Raw genomic sequence first — 15858 nt, 5'->3', positions numbered from 1 at the left:
CCCTACACGCAGTGGACGTCGACGCCCTGCGCCGTGAGCTGCTCGACCAGCTCGTCCGGGGCGTCGTGGTCGGTGACCAGGGTGTCGATCTCGGGGATCGTGCAGACCCGGGCGAACGCGCGCTGGCCGAGCTTGGTGGAGTCGGCGACCACGATCACCTTCTCCGCCCGTTCGGCCATGGCGCGGTTGGCGCTGGCCTCGCCCTCGTCGTGAGTGGCGGCGCCGAAGCGCGGGTCGACGGCGTTGACGCCGAGGATCGCGTAGTCCAGCGAGAGGCCCTGGAGCACCGCCGTCGCCAGCGGGCCGGTCAGCTCGTACGACTGGGGGCGGGCGACCCCGCCGGTCACCACGGTCTTCACGTACGGGCGGACCGCCAGCTCGTTCGCGATGTTCACGGCGTTGGTCACGATCGTCAGCGCCGTGGCCCCACCGTGCTCGGCCAGGTCGGCCCGGGTCGCCAGCTCGCGCGCCACCTCGGACGTCGTGGTGCCGCCGTTGAGCCCGACGACCGCGCCGGGCGGGATGAGCGCGGCGGCAGCCCGGGCGATGCGGTGCTTCTCGTCGGCCTTGCGCGCCGTCTTGTACCGCAGCGGCAGGTCGTACGTGACGCCGGACAGCACCGCCCCGCCGCGGGTGCGGGTGAGCAGCTGCTGACGGGCCAGCTCCTCCAGGTCGCGGCGCACGGTGGCGGGGGAGACGTCCAGCAGTTCGGCCGCCTCGCCGACCTCGATGCTGCCGCGCTCGCTCAGAGCGTCGAGCAGCCGCGTCCACCGCTCGTGCGTGGCCATCGCCGTTCTCCTCGTCTCGTGATGTCGCCTCGCGACATGACTTGCAGGAGCCGAGGGTATCCCGGTTCGCAGTTGCGTGATCAACCCCTGCGCATGGTTGCTCAAAGCTGATCGAAGAAGCTATAAACGAGTCATGTTCAATCATTCGGCTGGGCGTAGACCGGCCGACGCACCTTCTGGGAGGCCCTGTGAGTCACGTCGAGGTGGAAATAGCCGAGCAGCCCTCGTGCTGGCGCCGGGCCCTGGAGACCCGGCCGGCCGGGCTGCCGCAGGCCGGTGAGCGGGTCGCGGTCGTGGGCTGCGGCACCTCGCTGTACATGGCGCAGGCGTACGCGGCGCTGCGCGAGGGCGCCGGGCTCGGGGAGACGGACGCGTTCGCCGCCTCCGACTTCCCTGCCGCGCGCCGCTACGACCGGGTCGTCGCCATCACCCGCTCCGGCACCACGACCGAGGTCCTCGACGCCCTCGAACGGGCCGGCGACAGCGCGACGGTGGCACTGACCGGCGATCTCGGCACGCCCGTCAAGGACGCCGCCGGCACCGTCGTGGACCTGTCCTTCGCCGACGAACGCTCCGTCGTGCAGACCCGCTTCGCCACGACCGCGCTCCTCCTGCTGCGCGCGAGCCTCGGCCCCGTACCGCAGGACCTGCTGCGGCAGGCCGACGACGCCCTGGCGTCCCGGCTGCCCGAGGAGCTCCTGACCGCCGGTCAGTTCACGTTCCTCGGCACGGGCTGGACCACCGGCCTGGCCCACGAGGCGGCGCTGAAGCTGCGCGAGGCCTCCGGATCGTGGACGGAGTCGTACCCGGCCATGGAGTACCGACACGGCCCCATCAGCGTCAGCGGCCCCGGCACGGTCGTGTGGTTCTTCGGCGAGCCGCCGGCCGGCCTGGCCGACCAGGTCCGCGCGACCGGCGCGTACCTCACGGCGTCCCCCGGCGACCCGCTCGCCGACCTGATCCGCGCCCAGCGCCTGGCCGTCGCCCTCGCCGAACGCCGGGGCCTCGACCCCGACAAGCCGCGCAACCTCACCCGCTCCATCGTCCTCACCGGCTCATGACCACCGCCGCGGGCACCGGAAGCAGCGTGGGCGCCAGAGGCACCTCCGCGAGGACCGCCGCACGGACGGTCATCGCCCTGGACGTCGGCGGCACCTCCATCAAGGGCGGCACCCTCACCGAAGGCGCCACCACCCTCGAACACACCGACCGCTGGTACACGCGCGCCGACCGCGGCCCCGAGGCGGTCCTGGAGACCGTCCTCGCCTGCGCCGAAGAACTCGCCGGGCGGTGCCCGGACGCGGACGCGGCCGGGATCGTCGTCCCCGGCCTCGTCGACGAGGAATCGGGCCTCGCCGTCCTCGCGGGCAACCTCGGCTGGGCCGACGTACCCGTCCAGGACTGGCTGGCCGAACACCTCTGTCTCCCCGTCGCCTTCGGCCACGACGTACGCGCCGGGGGACTGGCCGAGGCGCGCGTCGGCGCCGGCCGCGGCTGCGCCGACTTCCTGTTCGTGCCGGTCGGTACGGGCATCGCCGCCGCCGCGTTCCGGCGCGGCCGCGCGCTCACCGGCGGGCACGGCCGGGCCGGCGAACTCGGCCATGTCGTCGTCCGGCCCGGCGGCGAACGCTGCCGCTGCGGAGGACGCGGCTGTCTGGAGACGGTGGCGTCGGCCGCGGCCATCGCCCGCCGCTACGTTCGTGCCACCGGCTGGCACGGCATCACCGCCCGGGAGGTGCAGCGCCGCGCCGACGCCGGCGACGACGTGGCCGCCGGGATCTGGACCGAGGCGATCGAGGCGCTCGCCGACGCCCTGGCGACGGCGGTCACGCTGTACGACCCCGAGCGCGTCGTCGTCGGCGGAGGCCTGGCCCGCGCGGGGGAGGCCTACCTGGCGCCCCTGCGCGAGGCCCTCGCGCACCGGCTGACCTTCCAGGCGGTACCGGAGGTCACCGAGGCCCGGCTCGGCGACCGGGCCGGCTGCATGGGCGCGGCGCTGCTCGCCCATGACCTCCTGGAACGGGAGGTGACAGGACCGTGATCGTCACCGTCACCCTCAATCCGGCCCTCGACATCACCCACCGCGTCGACCGCCTCCGCCCCCACTCCGCACACCGGGTCCGCGAGGTCGGTGCCCGGGCGGGCGGCAAGGGCGTCAACGTGTCGCGCGTCCTGCACACCCTGGGCCTCCCCACGCTCGTCACCGGCCTGGCCGGCGGACCGACCGGCGAGGCGGTACGGCGCGAACTGTGCCGGGCGGAACTCCCGGAGCTCCTCACGCCCGTCGACGGCGAGACCCGCCGCACGGTGGCCGTGGTGGACGAGCACACCGGCGACACGACGACGCTCCTCGAACCGGGCCCCGTCGTCCGGCCCGAGGAATGGCGGAGCTTCCTCGCCGATTTCGCGGCGTGCGTCGAACGGGCCACGGTCGTCGTGCTCTCCGGCAGCCTTCCGCCCGGCCTGCCCGAGGACGCGTACGCGACCCTCGTCCACGCCGCCCGGGCCCGGGCCGTCCCGGCGGTCCTCGACACCAGCGGCCCGGCGCTCCGCGCCGCCCTTCCGGCGGGCCCGGCCCTCGTCAAGCCGAACGCCGACGAACTGGCCGAGGCCACCGGCGAGTCGGACCCCCACCGGGCGGCCGAGGCCCTGCGCGCCGCCGGCGCCGAAGCCGTGGTCGCCTCCCTCGGCCCGGACGGCCTCCTCGCCGTCACCCCGGAGGGCGCCTGGCGCGCCGTGCCGCCCGAGCGGCTGCGCGGCAACCCGACCGGCGCCGGCGACGCGGCGGTCGCCGCCCTGGCCCGGGGCCTGGCGGCCGGCGTCTCCTGGCCGCGGCGGCTCGCCGAGGCGGTGGCGCTCTCGGCCGCCACCGTCGCCGCCCCGCTGGCGGGCTCGTTCGACCCCACCGTCCACCGGCGCCTTCGCGATGCGGTGGACGTGCACCCCCTTCCGCCCCTCCCGCCCCTCCCGGCCCTCTCGTAAGGAACCGTCATGCCTCTCGTCAGTACGGGGGACATCGTCACCCCCGCCGCGCGCGCCGGCCACGGCGTGGGCGCCTTCAACGTCATCCAGCTCGAACACGCCCAGGCGATCACGGCCGGCGCGGAAGCCGCCGGCGCGCCGGTCATCCTCCAGATCAGCGAGAACGCGGCCCGCTACCACGGCGGCCTCCAGGCCATCGGCCCGGCGACCCTGGCCGTCGCCCGCGTCGCCCGGGTCCCGGTCGCGGTCCACCTCGACCACGCGACCTCCGACGCCCTGGTCCACGAGGCCGTGGAACTCGGTTTCACCTCCGTCATGTACGACGCCTCGGTGCTCCCGTACGAGGAGAACCTCCGGGCCACCGAGGCGATCACCGCCCACTGCCACGCGGCCGGGGTCTGGGTGGAGGCCGAGCTCGGCGAGGTCGGCGGCAAGGACGGCGTCCACGCCCCCGGTGCCCGCACCGACCCGGCCGAGGCCGCGGCGTTCGTCGCGGCCACCGGAGTGGACGCGCTCGCCGTGGCCGTGGGCACCTCCCACGCCATGCGCACCCGCGACGCGGTCCTGGACTTCCACCTGATCCGCGCGCTGCGCGAAGCCGTCCCCGTACCGCTGGTCCTGCACGGCTCCTCCGGCGCCGCGGACGACGCGCTGACCGCCGCCGTCGACCACGGCATGACCAAGGTCAATCTCGCCACCCACCTGAACCGGATCTTCACCACGGCCGCGCGCGAGGTGCTCGACAGCGACCCGTCGCTGGTCGACACCCGCCGCTACCTCGGCGCGGGACGCACGGCGATGGCCGGTGAGGTGACGCGGCTGCTCGGCGTGCTCAGAGCTCAGACCGCGTCCGCGACGCCGGCCCGGTGACGGGCCGAGGCGGGCCGCTGTCGTCCGGCGTGCCGGGTGCGGGGGCGGTCCGTCTGACAGCCGGCCGAAGTCGGCAGCGGCGCGGCCGGCCGGGGCGGCTCGCCTCGCGCCGTAGGAGGGGAGCGAACGCGCACCACAGCAGCAGGCCGGTGGCGGAGCCGGCCAGGGCTCCGGCGACGGTGTCGCTGAGCCAGTGGGCGTGGAGCCAGGTGCGGGACCACATCATCGCCGTCGTGAACAGGGCGCCGAGCGCCCACCACAGGGGTCTGCGGGCGCGAGACACGAACAGCGCGCCGACGAGGACGACGAGCAGGGCCGCACCGAAGGCATGTCCGGAGGGAAAGGAGCCGTGGTCCACCCGGACCAGGGGTCCGGCGGGGCGGGGGCGGTCCACCGCGTGCTTGAGGAGCTGGACGACGAGCGCACTGCCGCCGAGGTAGGCGGTGAGGAAGTACAGCGACGACCACCAGCGTCGCCGCACGCACAGGACGGCCACCAGGGCGAGCGGCACGATCGCCCCGGCGGGGCCTCCGAACCGGTCGAGTACGGTCGCGGCCGCCAGCGGGACGCCGGCGTGCGGGCCGCCCATCCAGGTGAGCCACCGCTCGTCCAGACTTTGCAGGCGTGGACGGGCGGTGCCGGTCGTGACGATCACGCAGACCAGGGCCGCCGCGGCGGCGAGCGCCGCACCGAGCAGCGCGGTGCCGGTGGTCGGAAGACCGGGGGTGAGACGGCGCCGGACCGGGCCGGCGGTCTCCGGCGCTGTGAGGGAGGCGTGGGGCATGTGATTCCTCTGCCTGGCTGGGAAATTACACGTGTAATCGCCGCGATGGTCGACATGTCACGCGCCGCAGACCCGCGGTCTGCGGCCGCGCGCGTCAGCGTGCGGCGTGTGCCTTGAGGCGGTCCGCGAGGAAGGACACGCTGCGGGTGACGAGCGCGGGGATGTCCGGTACGCCGAGGAAGATGTGGTCGGCACCGTCCACGGGGACGAGTTCGACCACGCCGCCCTGCGCCCGCAGCTGTTCGGTGAGCAGCTCGCTCTGCCCGTACGGCACCAGGCTGTCCGCCGTGCCGTGCACGAGCAGGAACGGCGGGGCGGGCCGTGTCGCGTACGTGACGGGGCTGGCCGCGGCCGCCAGGTCGGGCCGGTCGGCCGGGGCCGCGCCGAGCAGGGCGGTGTACGGGTCGCCGAGCGGGGCGAGCTGTGGCGGGATAGCGGCGGCCGCCGAGACGATGTCGGACACCCCGTACCAGTCGACCGCCGCCTGGACGGAGGTGTCGCCCTCGGCCACGCCCTCGGCGCCTTCCAGCAGCCCGTCGGCGGTGCCGGGACCGGTGAGGGCGGCCAGGGCGGCGAGGTGGCCGCCCGCCGATTCGCCCCAGACGCCGATGCGGTCGGCGTCGATTCCGAGGGTGTCGGCGAAGGCGCGGACGTAGCGGATGGCGGCCTTCACGTCGTGCAGCTGGGCGGGGAACGGCGCTTCGAGGCTGTGCCGGTAGTCCAGGGTGACCACCGCGAGGCCCGCGCCGAGGAGGGTGCCGAACAGCAGCTCCGCCGGCACGGTGGGCGGCGGGTAGCGCCGGTCGCCGTCCATCCAGCCGCCTCCGTGGATCCATACGACGGCGGGGCAGGGTCCGTTCGTACGGTCATCGGCGTCGTGGCCGGCCGGGACGTACACGTCGAGCAGGCGCGGCCGGTAGCCGGGGGTCGTGGCGTAGGTGGCGCCCTCGAAGCGGCGGCATCCGTCGGCCGTGACCACGGGCGCCGGGGGCGGCAGGAAGGCCGGCGGCGGCCAGGTCATGTCGGCCTGGGGCGGGGTCTGCTGGGTCATGGTCTACCTCCTGGCAAATCGCCCAAAAGCGAAGTTTCCGCCCGGTAGTCCTTGAGTGGATCTACGGGTGGGCGTTATGAAGGTAACACGTGTTACCGAAGGGGTCCATGCCTCGACCGCGAGGCGCCCCAAGGTCCCGGCGCATCGGGAGCTCGATCATGTACACCATCTCCGAATCCGCCCTGTCGGCCGTCGCACCGGAGCGGGCGGACGTCAAGCGCGCCCGGTGGGGCTTCCGGCCCTCCCTTGCGGTGGTCCCCGAGGTGAGGGGGCGGTTGCGTGCGGTCCTGCGCGACTGGCCGGTCGCCTGCGACGTCGTCGACGCGCTGCTCCTCGCCGTCAGTGAACTCGTCGCCAATGCCGTCACGCATGCCGCCCCGGTCACCGAGCTCGTCCGGGTCGAGCTTGGGCTCGACGGTTCGCGGGTGTGGCTGGAGGTGAGCGACGACCACCCTGTCCGGCCCGAGATCTCCGGTCCGGCCGACCTGGACGCCGAGGGCGGGCGCGGGCTCTTCCTCGTCGGCTGCGCCGTGGCCGGACTGGCCGGTGAGCTGGACGTCCTGCCGAGGCTCCCGGGCAAGGCCGTCCGGGTGCGGCTGCCGGCCGCCGTCTGACGGTGGTGACCCCCGCAGCCCTGAGGCCCGGTGGTCCTGAGGTCGGGTGGTCCTGAGGCCCGGTGGCCCTCGCCCGGCAAAATATGCAGTCTTCTTGACTGTCGTCATCAGAACGGCATACTTGCCTCACTCCCCGCTGACCCGAATGAGGTACCGCCATGGAGCTCTCCCCCTCCGCGCATGTGGACACCTTCTGTCGAGACCGGCTCCCGCCGTTCGACCAATGGCCCGAACTTCTCTTCGAACTCCCCGAGTTGACCTATCCGGACCGGCTGAACTGCGCCGTGTCGCTGCTCGACGAGACCATCGAGCGGTTCGGGGCGGACCGGCGCTGTCTGCTGACGCCGACCGAGGAGTGGACGTACGGGGAACTGCGCTCCCGCGTCGACCGCGTCGCGCAGGTCCTGACCGAGGACCTCGGGCTCGTACCGGGCAACCGCGTGCTGCTCCGGGGACCCAACAACCCATGGCTGGTGGCCTGTTGGCTCGGCGTGCTGAAGGCCGGCGGCGTCGTCGTCACCACGATGCCGCTGCTCCGGGCACCCGAGCTGTCCGCTCTCTGCGAGATCAGCGCGCCGGTCGTCGCGCTCTGCGACCACCGCTTCCGCGATGAACTGGATGCCGCCGGGACGACCGGCATGACCACGCTGACCTACGGCGGCTCCGGTCCGCAGGATCTGTCGGAGCGCTGCGCGGCCAAGCGGGGCGTGTTCACCGCCGTGGAGACGGCGGCGGACGACGTGGCCCTGATCGCGTTCACGTCCGGTACCACCGGCCGCCCCAAGGCGACCCTGCACTTCCACCGCGATGTCCTGGCGAACGCCGACACCTTCTCCCGGCACGTCCTGCGGCCGGAGGCGGACGACCTGTTCGCGGGAACTCCGCCGCTGGCGTTCACCTTCGGCCTCGGCGGTCTGGTCGTCTTCCCCCTGCGGGTCGGGGCGGCGTCACTGCTCCTGGAGCAGGCCACGCCCCAGCAGCTCGCCGAGCACGTGGCGGAGCGCCGGGTCACCGTCCTTTTCACCGCTCCGACCGCCTACCGGGCGATCCTCGCCGCCGGGCTTGCCGATCGCCTGGCGGCCGTGCGCCGCTGCGTCTCGGCCGGCGAGTCCCTGCCCGCCTCGGTGTGGCAGGCGTTCCACGAGGCCACCGGACTGCGCCTGATCGACGGCATCGGCGCGACCGAGATGCTGCACGTGTTCATCTCGGCCGCCGACGGCGAGGTGCGCCCCGGCGCCACCGGCAAGCCCGTTCCGGGCTACCGGGCCGCCGTCCTCGACGCCGAGGGGAACCCCGTGCCCGACGGCCGGCCCGGCCTGCTGGCGGTGAAGGGCCCGACGGGCTGCCGCTACCTGGACGACGAACGCCAGACCGTCTACGTACGCGACGGCTGGAACATCACCGGCGACACCTATGTCCGGGACCAGGACGGCTACTTCTGGTACCAGGCGCGCAGCGACGACATGATCGTCTCCTCGGGGTACAACATCGCGGGCCCCGAGGTCGAGCAGGCCCTGGTCGGGCATCCGGACGTCGCGGACTGCGCCGTCGCGGGAGCGCCCGACGAGCGGCGCGGCACGATCGTCAAGGCGTTCGTCGTGCTCCGCGACGGAGTACCGGCCGGACCCGGGACGACCAAGGAGCTCCAGGACTTCGTCAAGCGGACCATCGCCCCCTACAAGTACCCGCGCGCGGTGGAGTTCGTCGCCTCGCTGCCCCGCAACTCCAGCGGAAAGCTCCAGCGGGCGGAGCTGAGGCGGTGGGCCCGGGTCGGGCGCGGGGCGACGGGCGAGGGTGCCGGGCCGGCCCTGCCGAGCGTGGTGGTCGAGCGGCGGGTCGAGTGGCCCGACACCGACGCGGCGGGGCACTACCACTTCTCCTCCGTCCAGCGCTGGGCCGAGGCGGCGGAGGCCGTCCTGCTGCGGCGGCTCGGGCTCGACCGGCTGTTCGGCAGCATTCCGCGGGTCCACTTCGAGGCCGACTACCGCGACCGGCTGTGGTTCGGGGACCCGGTCCGGATCGAGTTCCGGGTCGCGAAGGTGGGCGGTTCGTCGCTGCACTACGCCTTCGACGTGCAGGGGCCGCGCGGCCCGGCCGCCACCGGGCGCATGTCGGTGGTCCACTCGGCCGCCCGCGCCGAGGGCGCCGCGCCCTGGCCGGACGAGGTGCGCTCCGTGCTGTCCGAAGCCGGGCCGCAGCCGGGGGAGTCCTACTGCTGAACCCGGCGCAACCCGGCGCAGGCCCGCACACCGGCCGGGTGTGATCTCGTCGTGTATGCCGATCGGTTGACGACCGTGAACGAAGCGCAATCACTGTGAATGCCATAGAACCACTGGAGGACGCCATGCGCGTAGCAGTCATCGGAGGAGGGCCCGGCGGCCTCTACTTCGCGGCTCTGGCCAAGAAGCTCGCACCGGAGTGGGAGGTGACGGTCTGGGAGCGCAATGCCCGTGACGACGCGTTCGGGTTCGGCGTCGTCTTCTCCGACGAGACGCTGGGCGGCATCGCCCAGGCCGATCCCGAGGTGTACGCCGCGATGTCGGCCGAGTTCGCCCGCTGGAGCGACATCGACATCCACCACCGCGGCGAGGTCCGCACCTCCGGCGGCCACGGCTTCGCGGCCCTCGACCGCAACCGGCTGCGGGAGATCCTGCAGAAGCGCTGTGCCGAACTGGGGGTCGAGGTCCGCTACGGCACCCCGGCGCCGCCCGCCGCGGAACTGTCCGCACGCTACGACCTGGTCGTCGCCGCGGACGGCATCCGGTCGGCGACCCGCGACGCGTACGCCGAGACCTTCGGCGCGCACCTGGACGAGCGGAAGTGCCGCTACATGTGGCTGTCCACCGACCGCGTCTTCGAGGCGTTCACCTTCATCGTGGAGGAGCGGGACTTCGGAGTCGTCCAGGTCCACGCCTACCCCTACGGCGAGCGCCGCTCCACCTTCATCGTCGAGATCGCCGAGGACGCCTGGCGGCGGGCCGGCTTCGAGGCCCTCGCCGACCGGGAGTTCGCCCGCGGGGAGAGTGACGAGGCCGGTGTGCGGCTGTGCCAGGAGATCCTGGCCGGCCACCTCGACGGCCACCGGCTGATCCCCAACGCCTCCAAGTGGATCACCTTCTCGACCGTACGCACGACCTCCTGGAGCCACGGCAACATCGTCCTGCTGGGCGACGCCGCCCACACCGCGCACTTCTCGATCGGCTCGGGCACCAAGCTCGCCATGGAGGACGCCCTCGCACTCGTCGCGAGCCTGCACGAACACCCCGACGTGGCCGGTGCGTTGGCCGCGTACGAGGCGGAGCGCCGGCCGGCCGTCGAGTCCGTCCAGCGGGCCGCCCAGGCCAGCCTGGAGTGGTTCGAGACCATCGGCCGCCACGCGGGCCAGGACCCCGACCGGTTCGCCTTCAACCTGCTCACCCGCAGCCGCCGGGTCACGTACGACAGCCTGCGGGCGCGCGACGCCGGCTTCGTGGACGCCGTGGACGCCGTGAATGCCGTGGAGAACGAGGGTGCCGGTGTGCCGCCGATGTTCCGGCCCCTGCGGCTGGGAGACCTGACGCTGCGCAACCGGATCGTGGTGCCGCCGCTGGCGACGTACACGGCGGAGGACGGCATGCCGGGCGCCTTCCCCCATGCCCAGCTGACCGCACAGGCGCTGGGCGGGGCCGGGCTGGTGTTCGCCGGCATGACCGCGATCGGCCCCGACGCCCGGGCCACCGCCGGCTGCCCGGGCCTGTGGACCGACGAGCAGGAGGCCGCCTGGCGGACGACCGTCGAGGCGACCCGCCGGATCTCCGACACGCCGCTCGGCATCCAGCTCACCCACGCCGGGCGGCGCGGCTCGACCGCGGTGCCCGGCCCGGACGGCATCGGCCGGCCGCTCGACGGGGACGGCTGGCCCACCCTCGCGGCCTCCGCACTCGCCTGGGACGCGGGACACCCCGTCCCGCGTGAGGCCACCCCCGCCGAACTGGCAGCCGTCACCGCGGACTTCGCGGCGGCGGCGGTACGCGCCGGCCGGGCCGGATTCGACGTCCTCGAGCTGCAGTTCGGCCACGGCCACCTGGTCTCCGGCTTCCTCTCCCCGCTCACCAACCACCGCACCGACGCCTACGGCGGCAGCCTGGAGAACCGGCTGCGGTTCCCCCTGGAGGTGCTGACCGCGGTGCGCGCGGCCTGGCCCGCCGGCCGGCCCCTCGTGGTACGGATCTCCGCCACCGAATGGGCGGAAGGCGGGACCACCGAGACCGAGGTGACCGAGATCTGCCGGGCGCTGGCCGCGGCCGGCGCGGACGCGATCGACGTGTCCACCGGCGAGGTCGTGGCACACCAGAAGCCGGCGTACGGGCGCGGCTACCAGACCCCGTACGCCGATCTGGTCCGCAACGCCACCGGCATCCCGACCATCGCGGTCGGCGCCATCTCCACCTACGACGACGCCAACTCGATCCTGCTCGCGGGGAGGGCGGACCTGGTCGCCGTCGGCCGCGGTCACCTGTACGACCCGCTGTGGACCCTCCACGCCGCCGTCGACCAGGGCTACACAGGCCCTGCCACCACCTGGCCCGAGCCCTGGCGGCCGGGCAGCCGCAAGCCCCCGGGCCCGCGCGCCGACCGCGTACCGCCCCGACTGCACCTGCTGCGCGAGGCCGCCGCACCGGTCCACCGGCGCTGGCTGCCCCGGCCCCCCGCCCGACCGCTCCCGGTCACGGCTTCCTGCTGATCGGCGCTGATCGGCAACAAGTGCTTCGCACCGGCAAGGAGGACACGCACGATGGACATCCCACCCCCCTTCACCGCCGCCGCCGTCCAGGCGTCCCCGGTCTATCTGGACGCCGCCGCGACCGTGGACAAGGCCGTCTCGCTGATCCACGAGGCGGCCGGCCACGGCGCCCGACTGGTCGTCTTCCCCGAGGTGTTCGTCCCCGGATACCCGTACTGGAACTGGACGATGAACCCCGTCCAGGGATCGCCCTGGTACGAACGCCTCTACCGCTCCTCGATCGACGTGCCCGGTCCGCACGTCGACACCCTGCGCGCCGCCGCCCGGCAGGCCGGCGTGGTACTCGTCATCGGTGTCAACGAGCGCGGCGCGCACAGCCTCGGAGTGCTGTACAACACCCTGCTGATCATCGGTTCCGACGGAGAACTCCTCGGAGTGCACCGCAAGTTGGTCCCCACCTGGGCCGAGAAGCTCACCTGGACCGGCGGCGAAGGCAGTTCGCTGCGCGTCCACCGGACCGAGGTCGGCCCGCTCGGCGCCCTCGCCTGCGGCGAGAACACCAACACCCTCGCCCGCTTCACCCTCCTCGCCCAGGGCGAACTCGTCCACACCGCAAGCTACATCGCCCTCCCCGTGGCCCCCGAGGACTACGACATGGCGGACGCCATCGCCGTACGGACCGCCGCCCACAGCTTCGAGGGCAAGGTCTTCTCCGTCGTCGCCTGCTCCACCATCTCCCCGGAGATCGCGGACCTGATCGCCGGCGACGACGAGAACGTCCGCACGATGCTCGGCCGCCCGCGCAGCGCCCTCTCCGGCGTCTTCGGCCCGGACGGCCGGCCGGTGACGGAACCACTCGTCGACGACGAGGGAATCGTCTACGCCGAGATCGACCTCGCCCGGTGCATCCAGCCCAAGCAGATGCACGACATCGTCGGCCACTACAACCGATTCGACATCTTCCGGCTCCACGTCGACAACCGCCCCCGCCGGCCCCTGAGTCTCACGGCCGACCCCGCGACGGCACGGGCGGACGGCGACCAGGAGGACGGCACCCTCGAGAAGGAGGAAGCGTGACCACCCACGACGACAACCGGATCGGCCGGGCGCGGGTCTCCGACAGCCCGGAACTGCGCGCCTACTACGCCGAGTTGGCAGAGCTCGACGCCGGTGCCCTGTGGACCGTCGCCAACGACATCGAACCCTGGTACCCGCAGCCCCGGTCCGTCCCCGTGCTGTGGCGGTACGACGAGCTGCGCCCGCTGGTCCACAAGGCGCTGCCGCTGGTCAAGGCCGACGACGCCGGCCGGCGGGTCGTCATGCTGGTCAACCCCGGCCGCAAGGACGTCAGCGCCGCCGTCGGCCTGCTCTACACCGGACTCCAGATCATGGGTCCCGGCGAATTCATGACCGCCCACCGCCACCAGGCCGCCGCCCTGCGCTTCGTCCACGAGGGCACCGGAGCCTGGACCGTCGTCGACGGACAGAAGCTCCGGGTCGGCCCCCGCGACTTCGCGATCACGCCGAACGGCACCTGGCACGAGCACGGCAACGAGGCCGACGACGCACCCGTCATCTGGCAGGACGGACTCGACATCCCCCTGGTCAACGCCCTCGACGCCGGCTTCTACGAGGTCCACCCGGAGCTGTACCAGACCCCCGGCAAGGTGATCAACTCCTCCGTCCTCAGCTACGGCGCCAACCTGCTGCCGTACGGGATGGAGAAGTGGACCCGCCCCTACTCTCCGGTCTTCGGCTACCCCTGGGAGCCCACGTACCAGGCCCTGCGCGACCTCGCCAAGGCTGTCGAGGGATCGCCGTACGACGGCGTCATCATGGAGTACACCAACCCCCTCACCGGCGGGTCGGTCATGCCCACCATGGGCGCCCACATGCAGCTCCTGCGCCCGGGCCAGGCCACCCGGGCCCACCGCCACACCGGGTCGGTCGTCTACACGGCGGCCAAGGGCCGGGGCGCGTCGGTGATCGCCGGCCGGCGCTTCGAGTGGAAGCAGGGCGACATCTTCTGCGTACCGTCCTGGGCCTGGCACGAGCACGAGAACCTCGACCCGTCCGAGGACGCCTGCCTCTTCTCGTTCAACGACTTCCCGGTGATGCGCTCGCTCACCTTCCACCGCGAAGAGGCCTACCCCGACCACGACGGCCACCAGCCCGTCCTCCAGGACGGCCGGTAGACGTTCCCCGTCGCCCCTCCCGTACGCCTTCCTCCCCGCGCACCCCTCTTCTTCACCGCCCCACGCAAGGAGCCCCCATGCGACTGGTCACCTACTCCCTCGACGGCACCGGCGACACCACCCCTCGGCTGGGCGTCCAGCTCGACGCCCAGGTCGTCGACCTCGCGGCCACGGCCGCCGCCACGGGTACCGAACTGCCCGGCGACCTCCTCTCGTTCATCCGGGCCGGACAGCCGGCCGTCGACGCCGCGCGGTCACTCCTGCGCGCGTCCGGAACCGGGGACCGGCCGGCCGGCGCCGTACACCCCCTCGCCGAGGTCACGCTGCACGCGCCGCTGCGCCCCGGAAAGATCATCGGAGTCGGTCTCAACTACGTGGAACACGTGGAGGAGTCCAGCCGAAGCCTGGACACCGACCGCGAACTGCCCGACCGCCCCGTCCTTTTCTCCAAGCCCGCGACCGCCGTCACCGGCCCCGGCCGGCCGATCCTGCACAACGCGGACCTGACCAAGCAGCTCGACTGGGAGTGCGAACTCGCCGTCGTCATCGGGAAGACGGCGTCCAAGGTGTCCGAGGGCGACGCCTGGGGCCACATCTTCGGCTACAGCATCATCAACGACATCAGCGCCCGCGACCAGCGCCGTTCCGGGCAGTGGTTCTTCTCCAAGGGCCAGGACTCCTACGCCCCGTTCGGGCCCGCCGTGCTGACCGCCGACGAGATCGAGAACCCCCTCGACCTCGACCTCGGTCTGAAGGTCAACGGCGAGACCAAGCAGAACTCCAACACCCGCCACATGCTGTTCACCATCCCGCGCCTGATCGCCGACATCTCCTCCGGCGTCACCCTGGAACCCGGCGACGTCATCGCCACCGGCTCCCCGTCCGGCGTCGGCGCCGGCATGGTCCCGCCGCAGTTCCTCCAGCCGGGCGACCTGGTCGAAGCCACCATCCAGCACATCGGCACCCTCGCCAACCCGGTCGTCGACGCCCGCTGAACCCCGTGGGGCCGGATCCGGCCCTGACCCGGCCCCACGGCCCGCCGCTTCCCCCCGTCTCTCACAAGGAGTCCCGCCCGTGACCCCGCGCACCTACCGGGTCGGCCAGATCGTGCCGAGCTCGAACATCACCATGGAGACCGAGGTCCCCGCCATCCTCCGGGCCCGCGAGACCATCGCCCCGGAACGCTTCACCTTCCACTCCAGCCGCATGCGGATGACCCACGTCACCGCCGAACAGCTCAAGGCCATGGACGCCGACTCCGACCGCTGCGCCGTCGAACTGTCCGACGCCGCCGTCGACGTCCTCGGCTATGCGTGCCTGGTCGCCATCATGAGCATGGGCCTCGGCTACCACCGCGTCGCGCAGGACCGCCTGCACACCCGTACCGCCGAGAACGGCGCCCCCGCGCCGGTCGTCACCAGCGCGGGCGCCCTGGTCAACGGCCTGCACACGATGGGCGCCAGGAAGATCGCCCTGGTCGCCCCGTACATGCGCCCGCTCACCCGTACCGTGGTCGACTACCTCACCCACGAGGGCATCGAGGTCCTCGACCACGCCGCCCTGGAGATCCCCGGCAACCTCGACGTGGCCGCGCACGATCCGGCGAAGCTGCCGGCGATCGCCAAGAACCTCGCGTACGGCGACGCCGACGCCGTGGTGCTCTCCGCCTGCGTCCAGATGCCGTCCCTGTCCGCGATCGAGGAGGCCGAGCAACTCCTCGGAAAGCCGGTGGTCTCGGCGTCGGTCTGCACGGTCCACCAGATGCTGCGCGCCCTGGGCCTGCCCGCCGTCGCCCCCCGCGCCGGACACCTGCTCTCCGGCGCCTACGCGTAGGGGGGTGTCGCGCTCGCC

General features: G+C 73.1%; 14 protein-coding genes and 1 pseudogene. 12 read left to right on the top strand and 3 right to left on the bottom strand.

What is annotated here, in order from left to right; all coding sequences use genetic code 11:
- Nucleotides 1-2: 2 nt before the first annotated feature.
- The gene (locus JAO84_RS03780; protein ID WP_265866995.1) at nucleotides 3-788 is read right to left on the bottom strand and encodes a DeoR/GlpR family DNA-binding transcription regulator; all 786 of its coding nucleotides are present in this window, start codon (nucleotides 786-788) and stop codon (nucleotides 3-5) included.
- 188 nt (nucleotides 789-976) lie between these two features.
- On the opposite strand from JAO84_RS03780, the gene JAO84_RS03775 reads away from it, so the two are divergent.
- From JAO84_RS03775 to JAO84_RS03760, 4 genes are read left to right on the top strand one after another with little or no spacing between them, the layout of a single operon-like run.
- Nucleotides 977-1849 carry an SIS domain-containing protein gene (locus JAO84_RS03775; protein ID WP_370410374.1) on the top strand — a complete coding sequence of 291 codons (873 nt, stop codon included), beginning with the start codon at nucleotides 977-979 and terminating at the stop codon, nucleotides 1847-1849.
- Nucleotides 1846-2829, top strand: coding sequence for an ROK family protein (locus JAO84_RS03770; RefSeq protein ID WP_370410372.1), 984 nt, complete (start codon nucleotides 1846-1848; stop codon nucleotides 2827-2829). Before JAO84_RS03775 ends, JAO84_RS03770 begins: the two co-directional genes overlap by 4 nt.
- A complete protein-coding gene (locus tag JAO84_RS03765; protein ID WP_370410370.1) occupies nucleotides 2826-3770 on the top strand; it encodes a 1-phosphofructokinase family hexose kinase in 945 nt (314 codons plus the stop codon). The genes JAO84_RS03770 and JAO84_RS03765 overlap by 4 nt, the downstream gene beginning before the upstream one ends.
- 9 nt (nucleotides 3771-3779) lie before the next feature.
- Nucleotides 3780-4640, top strand: a complete 861-nt coding sequence (locus JAO84_RS03760) for a ketose-bisphosphate aldolase (protein ID WP_370410368.1) — start codon at nucleotides 3780-3782, stop codon at nucleotides 4638-4640.
- Here the strand turns inward: JAO84_RS03760 and JAO84_RS03755 are convergent.
- Both JAO84_RS03755 and JAO84_RS03750 read right to left on the bottom strand, forming a co-directional pair.
- Nucleotides 4603-5424, bottom strand: a complete 822-nt coding sequence (locus tag JAO84_RS03755; protein ID WP_370410367.1) for a phosphatase PAP2 family protein — start codon at nucleotides 5422-5424, stop codon at nucleotides 4603-4605. The genes JAO84_RS03760 and JAO84_RS03755 overlap by 38 nt on opposite strands.
- A 94-nt stretch (nucleotides 5425-5518) precedes the next feature.
- A complete protein-coding gene (locus tag JAO84_RS03750; RefSeq protein ID WP_370410365.1) occupies nucleotides 5519-6475 on the bottom strand; it encodes an alpha/beta hydrolase fold domain-containing protein in 957 nt (318 codons plus the stop codon).
- Nucleotides 6476-6633: 158 nt separating this feature from the next.
- Here JAO84_RS03750 and JAO84_RS03745 point away from each other — a divergent pair, with 158 nt between their 5' ends.
- From JAO84_RS03745 to JAO84_RS03710, 8 genes and pseudogenes are all read left to right on the top strand, one after another.
- Nucleotides 6634-7089 (top strand): ATP-binding protein, encoded by a 456-nt coding sequence (locus JAO84_RS03745; RefSeq protein WP_370410363.1) that lies wholly within the window; start codon nucleotides 6634-6636, stop codon nucleotides 7087-7089.
- 158 nt (nucleotides 7090-7247) lie between these two features.
- Nucleotides 7248-8846, top strand: a pseudogene (locus JAO84_RS03740) (AMP-binding protein); the annotation flags it as partial.
- Between the two features lie 60 nt (nucleotides 8847-8906).
- Complete coding sequence (locus JAO84_RS03735; RefSeq protein ID WP_370416648.1) at nucleotides 8907-9308, top strand: acyl-CoA thioesterase; 402 nt, start codon at nucleotides 8907-8909, stop codon at nucleotides 9306-9308.
- 125 nt (nucleotides 9309-9433) lie between these two features.
- Nucleotides 9434-11812 carry an FAD-dependent monooxygenase gene (locus JAO84_RS03730; RefSeq protein WP_370410361.1) on the top strand — a complete coding sequence of 793 codons (2379 nt, stop codon included), beginning with the start codon at nucleotides 9434-9436 and terminating at the stop codon, nucleotides 11810-11812.
- A gap of 51 nt (nucleotides 11813-11863) precedes the next feature.
- Nucleotides 11864-12889, top strand: a complete 1026-nt coding sequence (locus JAO84_RS03725; RefSeq protein ID WP_370410359.1) for a carbon-nitrogen hydrolase family protein — start codon at nucleotides 11864-11866, stop codon at nucleotides 12887-12889.
- Nucleotides 12886-14007 (top strand): cupin domain-containing protein, encoded by a 1122-nt coding sequence (locus tag JAO84_RS03720; RefSeq protein ID WP_370410357.1) that lies wholly within the window; start codon nucleotides 12886-12888, stop codon nucleotides 14005-14007. Before JAO84_RS03725 ends, JAO84_RS03720 begins: the two co-directional genes overlap by 4 nt.
- Before the next feature lie 77 nt (nucleotides 14008-14084).
- Nucleotides 14085-15002 carry a fumarylacetoacetate hydrolase family protein gene (locus JAO84_RS03715; RefSeq protein ID WP_370410355.1) on the top strand — a complete coding sequence of 306 codons (918 nt, stop codon included), beginning with the start codon at nucleotides 14085-14087 and terminating at the stop codon, nucleotides 15000-15002.
- A 133-nt stretch (nucleotides 15003-15135) separates the two neighbouring features.
- A complete protein-coding gene (locus JAO84_RS03710) occupies nucleotides 15136-15840 on the top strand; it encodes an Asp/Glu racemase (protein WP_370416647.1) in 705 nt (234 codons plus the stop codon).
- Nucleotides 15841-15858 lie beyond the last annotated feature (18 nt).

Source organism: Streptomyces fradiae (genome assembly GCF_041270065.1).
Taxonomy (GTDB): Bacteria; Actinomycetota; Actinomycetes; order Streptomycetales; family Streptomycetaceae; genus Streptomyces.
Note: the sequence above shows the minus strand (reverse complement) of the source record. Positions and strands in the feature narration are given on the sequence as shown.

Excerpts from the sequence above, each read along its gene's own strand:
- JAO84_RS03755 (WP_370410367.1), bottom strand. The coding sequence starts at position 5,424 with ATGCCCCACGCCTCCCTCACAGCGCCGGAGACCGCCGGCCCGGTCCGG.
- JAO84_RS03745 (WP_370410363.1), top strand. The coding sequence starts at position 6,634 with ATGTACACCATCTCCGAATCCGCCCTGTCGGCCGTCGCACCGGAGCGG.
- JAO84_RS03730 (WP_370410361.1), top strand. The coding sequence starts at position 9,434 with ATGCGCGTAGCAGTCATCGGAGGAGGGCCCGGCGGCCTCTACTTCGCG.
- JAO84_RS03710 (WP_370416647.1), top strand. The coding sequence starts at position 15,136 with ATGGAGACCGAGGTCCCCGCCATCCTCCGGGCCCGCGAGACCATCGCC.
- JAO84_RS03760 (WP_370410368.1), top strand. The coding sequence starts at position 3,780 with ATGCCTCTCGTCAGTACGGGGGACATCGTCACCCCCGCCGCGCGCGCC.
- JAO84_RS03750 (WP_370410365.1), bottom strand. The coding sequence starts at position 6,475 with ATGACCCAGCAGACCCCGCCCCAGGCCGACATGACCTGGCCGCCGCCG.
- JAO84_RS03780 (WP_265866995.1), bottom strand. The coding sequence starts at position 788 with ATGGCCACGCACGAGCGGTGGACGCGGCTGCTCGACGCTCTGAGCGAG.
- JAO84_RS03715 (WP_370410355.1), top strand. The coding sequence starts at position 14,085 with ATGCGACTGGTCACCTACTCCCTCGACGGCACCGGCGACACCACCCCT.
- JAO84_RS03725 (WP_370410359.1), top strand. The coding sequence starts at position 11,864 with ATGGACATCCCACCCCCCTTCACCGCCGCCGCCGTCCAGGCGTCCCCG.
- JAO84_RS03770 (WP_370410372.1), top strand. The coding sequence starts at position 1,846 with ATGACCACCGCCGCGGGCACCGGAAGCAGCGTGGGCGCCAGAGGCACC.